Origin of the sequence: Mesomycoplasma flocculare ATCC 27399 (assembly GCF_000815065.1) — a bacterium.
In the GTDB taxonomy this organism is placed as follows: Bacteria; Bacillota_I; Bacilli_A; order Mycoplasmatales; family Metamycoplasmataceae; genus Mesomycoplasma; species Mesomycoplasma flocculare.
In genome coordinates this window covers 768,336-778,866 of record NZ_CP007585.1, presented here as the reverse complement: position 1 = coordinate 778,866, position 10,531 = coordinate 768,336, and the positions used below count along the sequence as shown (strand labels likewise).

At 26.7% G+C, this 10,531-nt stretch carries 7 protein-coding genes; 5 read left to right on the top strand and 2 right to left on the bottom strand.

Annotated elements, in window-relative coordinates; all coding sequences use genetic code 4:
• The first annotated feature begins 210 nt into the window (after positions 1-210).
• The 5 genes from rpmH (at position 211) to MYF_RS03130 (ending at position 6,121) form a co-directional block, all read left to right on the top strand.
• Entirely contained in the window at positions 211-354 is a 144-nt protein-coding gene (rpmH, locus tag MYF_RS03150; RefSeq protein WP_002557480.1) for a 50S ribosomal protein L34, read from the top strand.
• A 15-nt stretch (positions 355-369) separates the two neighbouring features.
• Positions 370-708: a ribonuclease P protein component gene (gene rnpA, locus MYF_RS03145; RefSeq protein ID WP_039387723.1), complete on the top strand. Its 339-nt coding sequence runs from the start codon at positions 370-372 to the stop codon at positions 706-708.
• Positions 698-2,527 (top strand): membrane protein insertase YidC, encoded by a 1,830-nt coding sequence (gene yidC, locus MYF_RS03140; protein ID WP_002557481.1) that lies wholly within the window; start codon positions 698-700, stop codon positions 2,525-2,527. Before rnpA ends, yidC begins: the two co-directional genes overlap by 11 nt.
• A 114-nt stretch (positions 2,528-2,641) precedes the next feature.
• The gene (locus tag MYF_RS03135; protein ID WP_002557482.1) at positions 2,642-4,993 is read left to right on the top strand and encodes a hypothetical protein; all 2,352 of its coding nucleotides are present in this window, start codon (positions 2,642-2,644) and stop codon (positions 4,991-4,993) included.
• Between the two features lie 66 nt (positions 4,994-5,059).
• On the top strand, positions 5,060-6,121 hold the full coding sequence (locus MYF_RS03130) for a hypothetical protein (RefSeq protein ID WP_002557483.1): 1,062 nt from the start codon (positions 5,060-5,062) through the stop codon (positions 6,119-6,121).
• Positions 6,122-6,132: 11 nt separating this feature from the next.
• Here the strand turns inward: MYF_RS03130 and MYF_RS03125 are convergent, their stop codons facing one another.
• Positions 6,133-8,604, bottom strand: a complete 2,472-nt coding sequence (locus MYF_RS03125; protein ID WP_002557484.1) for a valine--tRNA ligase — start codon at positions 8,602-8,604, stop codon at positions 6,133-6,135.
• 9 nt (positions 8,605-8,613) lie between these two features.
• On the bottom strand, positions 8,614-10,530 hold the full coding sequence (locus tag MYF_RS03120; RefSeq protein WP_002557485.1) for a ligand-binding sensor domain-containing protein: 1,917 nt from the start codon (positions 10,528-10,530) through the stop codon (positions 8,614-8,616).
• Position 10,531: the final 1 nt, after the last annotated feature.

Sequence of the window (10,531 nt, the reverse complement as noted above, 5' to 3'; positions counted from 1 at the left end):
TTTATAAATTTTCCTCGAGTATTATGGTACAATTTTTTTGTCTGTTAGTTTTGTTTAAGTTATAAAAATAGCGCAAACATTTTTAATAACTTTATTTATTAATTTTATTTAATAAATAAAGTTGGTTTTTTTAAAATTTTAACAATAATTTTATAAAATAATAAAAAATCGTTAAAAATCCGCATTAAACATTAAAAAAAAGGAGAAAAAGTGAAACGAACTTACCAACCCAATAAATTAAAACATGTTAAAACCCATGGATTCCGAGCTCGTATGTCGACCGCAGATGGAAGAAAAGTTCTTGCTGCGCGAAGAGCGAAAGGCCGTAAAAGATTAACAGTATCAGATAAATAATTTTTTGAGATAGTTTTGCAAACAATTCGAATTATTAAAAAAAATTGAGAATTTCAAGCAGTAATTAATAAAAAAAATCAAATTGTCACAAATTACCTTATATTTTATTATGCGCAACACGATTTTTTTGAGATTGGAATTTCAATTCCAAAAAAATTTGCTAATGCAGTTAAACGCAATCGGTTCAAAAGGCAAATAAAAAATGCCCTTTGTGATTTTAAGAAAAACGGGGTCATTTTTTCGAATTTTCGAATAGTTTTAATTGCAAGAAAAACTTTTTTAAAACTTGGATTTGAAGAAAAAAAGAAACACCTTTCAAAAATTTTCGAAGAGTTAAAGGAAAATGAAAAATAACCAAACCCGACCAAAAGCATTTGAATATTTTCAAAATAATAATCATAAAAATAAAAAAACCTTTAAATTCAAAGGGCTTTTGAAATTTTTAAAAGTTATTTTTTATACTATTATTTTTGGAATTTCATTAACTGGTTGTATACAATCCATGGTCGTAAAAACTTCTTATAATGTTGGAGAGGCTTTAGAGTTTTATAATTCAAAAAACGAGGTTATGCCAAATTATGTAATTTTCAAACCGGTAAAAAACAAAGATTTGCCTGGAATTGATTTAGCAACAAAAAATAATAATTTTTTAATATCTGCTGATACTAAAATGCTAAATCAAGAACAAATTCTTGATTCTTTAAGAAAACAAATTAAAAACGAAAATTCTGAATTTGGCGAATTTAACTCTTTAATAATGTTTCAAAATGGAGAACATGAATTCGAATATTTAAAGGGCGATAAAAATAACGAGTTTATTTTTTTTAGTTCTTCGTCAAAATCTTTAAACCAAAAAACAAATTGAACACAAATCAAAATTCCATCGCCAAAATATTTTAGCTTAAAATTAGACAAGTCTTATTTCGAAAGGTTGCAAAGCGCAAAAAGCTTGCCAATAAACCTTTATAATTTTGAAAATAAGGATTCAGGCAAAGCATCTATAAGCGAAAAAATAGACAAATTTTTCTTTAATTTAGATAATAAAATTCCTCCTGTCAATAGAACGTATGCGATTTTTTCGCGCGATGTTTTTCAATCGCTTTATAACAAAATTATTTCACTCCCTCAATTTTCAAATGGTAGGCTTGAAAAAGCAATCGAAGAATTTGAACAAAAGGCAGGCAAAGATGTATCGCCTGAAAGTCAAAAATTAATTTCTGGGTATGCGGAGTCGATAAAAAAAATTATTTTTCCAGTTAATTTTTCACGAGTTGATATTCAAAATCAAACATATAGTTGAAATAATAACGATGAAATAGCCGCCAAGCAAATAGCATTTCAAAACAAAATCCCATCATTTCCGATTACTTCATGAGCTGAATCGTGGAAATTAGGTCCGTTTTATTCAATTTTTGTTTATCCTTTATCAAAAATTATTCTTTTAGTCACGGCTTCTCAGTCTCTGTATGAATGGTCAGGTTGAATAACAATTTTATCAATTTTATCAATTGTTGTTTTTACTAAAATTATTTCTTTTGTTTTCAGATTTAAAACAATTTTTGGTCAAAATAAGCAAATGGAACTACAACTTAAAAAAGCAAAAATTGATGCAAAATACGAAAATTACAAGAAAAATAAAGTTATGCAACAGCGGCACCGCCAAGAAATCGCCGATTTATATAAGAAAAATAATTTTTCTCCTTTTGCGCCTTTTTCTCAAATTTTGGTCACAATGCCAATTTTTATAGCTGTTTGGCGTGCTTTACAGGGAATTCCGAGTTTTAAGGTTACCAATTTTTTAGGTTTAGAACTATCTGCAACTTCATATCAGAAACTTTTTGAAGGGTATTGAATTTATTTGCCAATAATAATTGTTACTGTTTTAGTTCAAGGGCTGCAACAAATTATCCCGAAAATACTTAACAAAAAAAGGGCAAACAGAATAATGAATATTCAAGAAAACGAAACTCTAAAAAAACAACAAAAAACTCAAAGAATAGTTTCCATTATTTTTATTTTTTTTGGGGTGATTTTTCAAGCATCGCTTCAAATATATTGAATTATCGGTGGCATATGAGAAATTTTACAAACATTAGGTGTGTTTTATTTGCAAAAATCAAAATTCTTCCGAGAAAAAATGCGTCCATGAATGCAAAGGAAAAAATGGATTTAATCCAAAAAACCCATCTTTTTTCGTAAAACATAAAATAAATATGCTAAAATTTTAGTAAAATTTTTATTAGTTTGTTTAAAAAAAGTTTAAAAATTAATGTGGTGGAGATAGCCAATGAAAAACAAAATTACACCTTGTATCTGGTCGCTTATTTCAAATACGCACATTAGGAAGGCTGAAAGTGTTGAAATTCTAATACGCGCTATCCTTTTAAATAAAGAAGAAATAAACTCTAATTTTAAAAATAAATGGTTAAAAATTTATAAAAATAAAAATTGAAAGCCTATCGGGGATTTAACTGAACATTTAAAATTAGCTGCGCAATTAGGGGTAGTAAAAACAGATATTTTAACGCCAGGGAAACAAAAAATCAACATTTTAGCAAAACTTGTAAACAACGGTACTATCAAAATTAGCGAATATATAAGCATAATTTTATTTAATTTAGTTAGTTTTATCAACTACGAATATCGTCACATTTTGAAAATGACACTTGAATTACTCAAAAAAAGAAATAACTCCCCAGTTTTAGTTGATGAGATTTTTCAAAATTTCAATTTTGGCGAACCAGTTTGTCCTGAATTTGATATAAAATTACTTCGTTACAGATTAAAGCAGAAAGATCATATATTTTACATTTTAATTTCGGGAGTTTTTTTCGAAGTTTTGTCTACCCGCAAAAAAAACAAACAATATAGTACTGAATTTTTTAGAGTAAAACTTTATGACCATTGATATGCGCAAGTTGATGAATTGATTCGAAGATGTAATAATCAACTTGAAAGTTATAGTTTTGAAAAAGCAAGTCTGCTTAGGTTGGATTATGAAAAATGGTCAAACTATTTAACTCAAAATTCTCAGTCAAACTATGATTATATAGTTGAGGTTAACAAGCAAAAAGAAATTAGATTTCAGGAGAATCCAAATTTTGAAAATGCAGTCAAAACTCCCGAGCAAAAAAACACTAATAATAAACTTGAATTTAACGAAGAATCCGAAAAAAAAGAAAAAACAAGCAAAATAAATTTCGTATCATCTTTTGATAATGAATTATTGGAAAACTGCGATTGTGAAACTTATTGTCTAGATCAAGAAAACGAACAAGGTGGGGTGAAAAAAATAAACAGCGCGAAAACTATTAACAACCTTCATCATGAACAATTTCAACCAAATTATGCTGAAATTCCAATAATTTCTGAGCATACTAACCTTAAAAATAATAAAAAACAGGTAATTAATTTCCTTGAAAATTGCTGTGTTCAGAATAATATTAAAAATTCTTTGAAATCTTTTGCTAAATTTAAAAGTGAAAATAACAACGAAAAATTTGCAGAAAGCAAAAATTCTCCAAATAATAAAAACTTTTTTAATGAAAAATTTTCGCTTCTCCCGCCATATTCTCATGCAAGCCGTGAAATGAAGAAAGAAGTTTCTAAATACTCAATTTCAAATCCAATAAATTCTAAAGAGTATTATTTCAACTATTTTATTCACAAAGTTAATAAAATATTCAATTTTTCGCTACAAAATTTATTAAACGAAGCAACTTTTAAGAAAAATTTTTATAACCTATTAGATTTTCGGAAAAATAATGACCAAATTGTATTAAAACCTAAAAAAACCCTTATTAAAAATGGCAAAAATCTAATTTTAATTTCTCCTTCAGCAAATTTAATTTATTCAGAAATCAAAGAAAAATTCTTAAAACCACATGTTTATGAAAAAAATTATGAAATAGTTACTTTTTTTGATAAATACAATCCAGAAAATTTTGTTGGTATTAATGATTATTCTTTAGATAGCGCAATTAAACCCAACTTTATACCTAGCCCCTTTTTAACAATTTTACATAAAGCTTATTGAAACCCAGAAAAAAAATATTACTTAATTCTTGAAAATTTTAATAGTGAAAGGGCAAAAACTACATTACAGCCCTTCAAACCACTTTTTGTTCGAGGTGAAAATGGCGAAAGTTTGCTCGGCATTTCAAATTTTGAAATGTCTAATTATATTTTTTCACGCTCAGACGAAAAAATATACATCCCTGGAAATCTTACAATTATAGGGGTTGTAATTTCTGATTTAGATAATAATTTTATTGATTTATCATCTGAATTCCTCCAAAATTGAGAAATTAACTATTTAAGCGGCAAACCAAATTCTGAAATTTTAACCACCAAGATTTGCGACACCCAATTATCTTGAGGTCAATTTTCAAAAACTATAAATACATTAATCGAGTCTGAAGCGGGGGTCAAAAATAAATTTTTGCTTTCTTATATTGATAGTAAAACTCTCGAAGATCCATACCTTTTTGCTAATAAAATTTTATTTTTTCTTTGGAATTATGCTTTTCGCGAAAAAAGAGATATCATTTTTAATGAGCATTCGTATTCTGGTTTAGTTCAAAAATTTACGCAAACTCAAAATTCCGAACGTTTGAAGATTTTTAAAATAGACTTTTAATAAAACGCATTTAAATATTTCCTAAAAAAAAAAAAAAAAAAAAAATAGTTCTAAGACCTAAATTTAATGATGAAAAAAAGAAAAGCAATCGAGATTTTTAAATATTTTCCCTGAAATTTAATTTTTTTGCCCGCAATTTTTTTTATTGTTGGTTCTTGTAATTCGACATATTTTGAATTAAAGACTTCTAAAGAAAGCGCGGTTTCTATAGAAAATGCAAAAAAATTAAAAAAGCTAACTAATGAAACAAATTTAATTGAAATAAGCTCGCTTAACCGCGAAAAAATATACGAAAACAAAGACTCAAAATTTTATTTGTTCAATTTATCAGCTTCAAATACTGCAGAAATCCTACCTGAATATACAACAAGATTTAGCCCAAAAACCGAAATCTCGTATGTTTATCTAATAAACCGTTATTACAATTCAAAACAGTTACAAAAAGTAAAATGAGAACTAAATCATAATCCAAATTCAATTTATATTCCTAGTGTGGAAGACAATTTAAAAGATTTCTGGTATGTTTTTATGATTCCGACTTCAGTCGGGTTTAAGGAAATAGAAATTGATGGAAAAAAAATCCAAATAAGCAAAAATAAGTCGAAAATTCCAACAAAATTAACACCTTATTCCTCTGTTGAACTTAAATTATTAAGAAAAAATCTCATTAATAGCGACAATAAAAACTATCTGCAAATAAATGTTAATCAAATGTTAAATTCTTTTGCTTTTAGAAAAAAAGCCCCTAATTGCCCAAAATGTACCGAAAGTACTTTTTTTGGATTTTTAGAAACAGAAAAATATCCAAATTATAAGTTGATTTTTGATAGTTTGGATTATTCTAAAAAAATAATTAAATTCAAAATTAGCAAAAAAACCGATAATTTGAAGCAAGAAACAAACGCTCAAAATGAAATAGATTCAAACATTTCGATAATGAACTTTGTTTATAAAACAAAAGAATATAAACAAAGTTCCAATCCTGATAACTATTTTGAAAAAAACACAGAAATAATAGACAAAATTTCTGAATTTCCTTTTGTTAGGTTTTATACTCAAACTTTTGTTGTTCCTTTTGAAGGAAGCGAATCTGATTTTGATTCTAATTTTTCGATTAAAATTGAATAATTAGAATAATTTTATTTTTTTTGGTGGTAAAAATCCAATTTTTCCTTTAATTTTTGAAGTTTAGAACGCTCTAAATCAACTTTTGTTTTAGGGGCTTTTTTCAAGAAATTTTCATTTGAAAGTATATTTTCAGCTCTTAAAATTTCATTTTTCAGAAATTTTATTTCCTTTAATTCGCGTTGTTCCTGCTCTTTTTTAAAGTTATCTGGAACCTTAATTGCGATTTTAAAATTTTTAGTTTTAATTATTAGTTCGTTGTTTTCAGTTCATTTTCCAAATGTTAACTTATTTATTATATTAATTTCATCTTTTGTAAAATTTTTGTCTATTATGCAATATTCTAAAATTAGTTTTTTAGAAATTTGGAATTTTTCTCTTTGCGCTCGCAAACTATCTATGATTTCAAGGATATTTTCTACTTGTTCACTGTTTTTAAAACTTTTAATTCTAGGCATTTTTTGCTCTAAAAGTTCTATTTTGAAAATTTTTTCAATTAAAAAATCTGTTAAGAAGGGAATGAAAGGGTGCAAAATAATCAAGATTTTTTTTAGCAACTTTCGAGCATAAAACCCGTTTTTACGGGTTTTAATTAATTCAACATAACGTGATGAAAATTCTCCGTAAATAAAATTATTTATTTCCGTTCCAATTATACTAAAATTATATTTTTTTATATTTTTAGCAATTTCATGCTTTAAATTGTGAATCTTATTTTCCATTCAAAGATCAATAAAGTCTGGCTTTGCAAAGGAATTATCTAAATTCGCGATATATTTTGCTATATTTCAAAGTTTGTTGTTTAGATTTCAAGCTGAATTTAATTTTTCTAGGCTAAATCGAATGTCTTTTCCGGGACTAGAGTTAAAAATTAGAGTTTGTCTTAAAGCATCAGAACCATATTTTTCAATTATTTCCATCGGATCCAGACCATTTCCAAGTGATTTTGACATTTTTCTGCCTTGTTCATCCCGAATTAGGCCGTGCAACAAAACTTTGTTAAAAGGCTTTTCTCCCATTGCAAAAAGCGAAGAAAAATACATCCTTGCTACTCAAAAAAACAAAATATCTCAACCTGTTACAAGCAAACTAGTTGGAAAATAGCTCTTAATTAGTTCATAATTTTGTGGTCAACCCAAAAAAGCAAAAGCGCTAATTCCCGAAGAAAATCAAGTATCAAGTACATCTTCATCCTGAATTCAGCCTGGTCCAGGAGAATTAATTTGTACTTTAAATTGGTTATTTTTGTATCAAACAGGAATTCTGTGGCCTCACCAAAGCTGACGTGAAAGTGTTCAGTCATGGATTTTTTCGAATCATTTTTTGAGATTTTTTTCAAAATTTTGTGGGTAAAAGCGAATTTTATCTTTTGAATCTAGGTGGGAAACTAAACTTTGTGATAGTTTGTCCATTTTTAAGAATCACTGTGGTTTTTTAAGAATTTCTATAATTTCATTACTTCGTTGCGAAAAACCAACATTGGAAATAACGGTTTCTATTTTTACTAAAAGTTCCTCTTTTTCAAGTTTTTTTGCGATTAAATCGCGAGCTAAAAAACGATTTACACCTTTAAATTCAGGCACATTTTCATTTAAATTACCAAAATTATCAATGCAATCTTTTGCATCTAGATTATGTTTTTCCATAATTTCAAAGTCAATAATTGAGTGAGCTGATACTTTCATTATTCCGGATCCAAAATCAACGCTTACGTTAGAATCGCCAATAATTTCTATTAATTTTTTTGTTAAAGGATTTATAGCTTTTTTACCAATTAAGTGCGAATATCTTTTATCTTTTGGATTTATAGCGAGAGCAACATCAGAACTTATAGTCTCAATTCTTGTGGTAGCAACTATTACAAATTTATGAGAATTTTCCAAAAAATACTTTAAATAGTACATTTTTTGTTCAACAGGCTTGTTAATCACCTCAATATTTGAAATTGCTGTTTGCAATTTAATGTCCCAATTTATCGCTTTTTCACCGCGATAAATTAGATTTTTTTCTCATAATTTGACAAAAAAATGGCTTACAGCAATTTGAGCTTTTTCATCAAGTGTGAACCTTTCCTTTGAAAAATCATAACAAATTCCTAATTTGTATCATTGCTCTTTGATTTTTAAGTATTGTTTTTCCTTTCACTGATAGCATTTTTGAATGAATTTTTCTCTTCCAAGATCAAATTTTGAAAGATTTTGTTTTGCTAAATTTTCTTCAACTTTTGCTTGAGTCGCGATTCCCGCATGATCAACACTAGGCAAAAGCAATGTATCATAACCCTTCAATTTGTGAAAGCGAATCAAAGAATCCTGAATAAATGCGTTTCAAGAATGGCCTAAATGAAGTTGCCCTGTAACATTTGGGGGTGGAGTGATAATTGAAAAAGGCTTTTTTGCATTTTTTGGAGCTATAAAAAAGCCTTTTTTTTGTCATTTTTCATATCTGTTATTTTCAACAATCTTAAAATCATACTTATTTTTCATAGTATCCTTTTATAATAAATCAATAACTATAATGTCTTTTTTTAATGAAAACTTTTTGCTGTCGCTGTTAAATTCTAGTTTGGCGTTTTTTATAGGCGTTCTGGGATTGGCAAAAGATTCAAAATTATTGCTAATTCCTGCTGAATTTTTTTGAAAAACTTCGTTTTGAAGTTGTTTGTATAACTGAGTTTCAAGTAAATGTAAATTTGTTCGGTCAAAAGCGCTGTTTTGGTAGAAAAATTTAGCAAAAGCTGTTTTTGGTGTTAAGGGTAAGTCGATTTCACGAATGTATTCGACTAATATTCCGTTTTCGACAAAAATTATACTAAAATCACGGATTGGTTTTATTGTTCTTCGCGAAAAAATAAAAAGCTGAGCAGGACTTTCTTCTACACTGAAAAAGTGTTGGAAAAGTTTCTGTTTGTAATTTGTTTCAAGGAAAAATGAATTTTCATCAAATAAAAAACGGGAATAATTTCCCATTTGTATTTTTTTTGTTTCTAAAAAAAATAAATTATCTTGCGATAAATTACCATAATTTTTATAAAGGAATTCAAAATTAATTTTGTTTTCAAAACAAAAAATAAGAAATTGGTTTTTTTGTAAAAACAAATCAATTTTCTTTAAATTACGGAAATAAAAAAAGTTTTTTAAATCATTTAATATATCTTTTAAAAAAATAAAGTAATTTTTATATTCTATTTTTGTAAACTTTTCGTTTAATTTTCGTAATTTATTTTCAATAGAGGCAATCCAAATCCATTTCACGAAAAAGGAATTTTCAAACTTCTTTTTTAGCTTTTTCTTTTCCATTTTAATTATTTCGTGCTGTCACAAAATATTTGCGCGATGCAAAGCTTTGCTATTCATTTTTAGATTTTGATAATACGGATTTTCCTTATGAAAATAGTTTATTTTCTTGATTTTAAAGTGTTTCTGAGCTTTTTTGTTTCTTTCTTCAAGGATTTTTTGCTGGTAATTTTGTTTTCAAAAAATTCAAAATTCTTCAGCAAAAGTTTTATTGAAAAAATTTTGCACACTTAAAATATTTTCAATAGTTTTCTGATTTAATAGTTTCCCTAGTCAGCGCTCAAATTTATGATAAATTTTAAAAATTTGTCGAGAACTCAGTCAACGAAAATTGTCGCTTTCTTTAATTAGGCTAAGAAAACAATTATATCCAGTAATGAAAATTTTGATTTTATATGGGTCAGAATCCAAAGAATTTATGACTGAATTATGTTGATTTATGACGTTTTTTATGTCATTTTTGATAATTTCAAGGGCATTTTGTGCGCTAATTTCATTAAATTTTAAATTATCAAATTTATTTTCCAAATAAGGGGCACTTAATTTTAGTTTTTCATTTAAATTTTTTTGTTCAATATTTGGGTTAAGTTCAGTTTTTATATATAAATTATGAAAATTTTCGTTTAAAATTTGATACTCGTTTTGAATTTTTCTAACCAATTCAACAAATTTAAGTGTTCAGCTTGGATTATCTAAAAGAGAGTTAATTTCTGTTTCGAAATATTTTAAAAAGGTATCAATATTTTTGATTGTTAAATATAAAATGTATTTTCTAGTTGTGTTGGTTTTAATTTTGAAAGGTTCTGTTTTTCAAAATGATAAAAGCACGTCAATTACGAGTTTTTTTTTGTTTTTATCAAAAATTTCTTTTGTTAAAAAATCGGAAAAACAAGTGTTTTTGCCATATTCATAAGGTTTATTATCTTCAAGAATAAATCCGTTATAACTGTTTTCCTTTTCAAGAATTTTTCTAAATTCACTAAAAAAGTTTTGATCAGATGAGTAAATAAAACTACATTGACTAGCATCTAATTCAAGACTGAAATAATTTCAGTACTTATTTTTTATATTATGAAAAATAAGTTTTTTATTTTTTTCCTCATAAAAATTATTCATA